The 1,489-nt window shown below is 41.1% G+C and carries 2 protein-coding genes and 1 pseudogene; all 3 read right to left on the bottom strand.

Features of this window, described 5'->3' with window-relative positions:
- Positions 1 to 902: catechol 1,2-dioxygenase (gene catA, locus AC1M9J_RS14730; protein WP_481952569.1), on the bottom strand; the 902-nt coding region annotated here is incomplete at its 3' end.
- A gap of 150 nt (positions 903 to 1,052) precedes the next feature.
- The gene (gene catC / locus AC1M9J_RS14725) at positions 1,053 to 1,343 is read right to left on the bottom strand and encodes a muconolactone Delta-isomerase (protein WP_092766278.1); all 291 of its coding nucleotides are present in this window, start codon (positions 1,341 to 1,343) and stop codon (positions 1,053 to 1,055) included.
- 26 nt (positions 1,344 to 1,369) lie between these two features.
- Positions 1,370 to 1,489: pseudogene (locus AC1M9J_RS14720) on the bottom strand (muconate/chloromuconate family cycloisomerase); the annotation flags it as partial.

Below are 1,489 nucleotides of genomic sequence, written 5' to 3'. Positions count from 1 at the left end.
CGTTCAACTTCAGTAGAAGGCGCACCTTCAACGTCTTTCACTAATTCAATGTCAAATTGAATATGTTTGAACGCACCTTTTAGACCACGACGAGCAATTTCAGCTTCATCAGTTACGTCTACAGCAGTTGCCACTAAGCCATCACGCGTTGCAAATGCAAAGTCATCCCAAAGGTATTTATCACCTTCGATGTTGAACTGCGTAGTTAATTTACGGTAGCCAGGTGCAGTGACGAAGTAATGCACATGTGAAGGGCGGTTACCATGACGACCAAGTTTGTCTAATACAAACTGAGTTGTACCTTCTGGTGGGCAGCCATAACCTACAGGCATTGTGGTTAATGCTGTATATTGACCTTGTGCATCGGTGAAGATCGTACGACGTAAGTTGAAGTCAGATTGAGACTTATCAAAGAACGAGTAGTTACCTAAGCTGTTTGCATGCCAAACTTCAACTTTAGCGCCTTCAATGATGTTACCTTCAGTATCTTTAACGATACCTTCAATAATTAAAGTTGGAATTTTGCCTTCTTCAGAACCATCATCCATACGTGCAAAACCAACTGATTCTGGTGCACCAGCGACATACAATGGACCTTCAATTGTACGTGGAGTACCACCTGTAATACCTGCTTGAGCATCTTTCTCATCTGCACGTAAATCAAGGAAATGCTCAAGACCTAAACCAGCAGCCAAAAGACCTAATTCGTTTGCTTGACCAGCATCAGTAAAGTACTCAAGACCCTTCCAAACTTCAGATTGGCTTAAATCTAAATCTTCAATCGCTTGGAATAAGTCAGATACTAAACGTACAACGATTTGCTGAACACGTTCATCAACAGGACCTGTTGCAGTATCAACGTTCATTTTTTTGACTAAAGCATTAATTTGTTCGCGGTTCATACTATTTCTCCTTAAGTATGCTTGCTGTGTGGTGGCTGACTTCTAATGTGTTTGAGCTCGCTGCCACAATCCTTGTTTAAAATGACGCTAAAAAACCTCTGGATGTATTGATGTCATGGCCTGAATCAATCAAGCCAAGACACTTAAAACTTAACGATCATCTTCACGGATAGAAGATGGGTGGCGATTTAACGCCATTACTTCGATATTCATATATGGATAAAGCGGAAGACCTTGTAAAATTGAATGAAGCTCTTCATTGCTTTCCACATCAAAAATACTGATGTTTGAATACTGACCTGTGATTCGCCAGATATGACGCCACTTGCCTTGTTGCTGTAACTCTTGCGAATACGCCTTTTCAACAGCTTTAATCTCATTCGCTTTTTCAACTGGCATATCCAGTGGGATGTTCACATCCATTCGTACATGAAACAGCATGTCTCACTCCTGATGTATCACGTCGCTTATTTGCGGCGAAGGTTGTCAATCTTGTCTAAATCCAACTCAATACCTAAACCATTGCCTTGAGGCAGATGTAATTCGAAATCACGATATTGAAGCGGGGTCTTTAAAATTTCGTCAGT

The organism is Acinetobacter sp. ANC_7588, from assembly GCF_056783995.1.
This window is presented reverse-complemented; position numbering and strand designations above follow the sequence as displayed.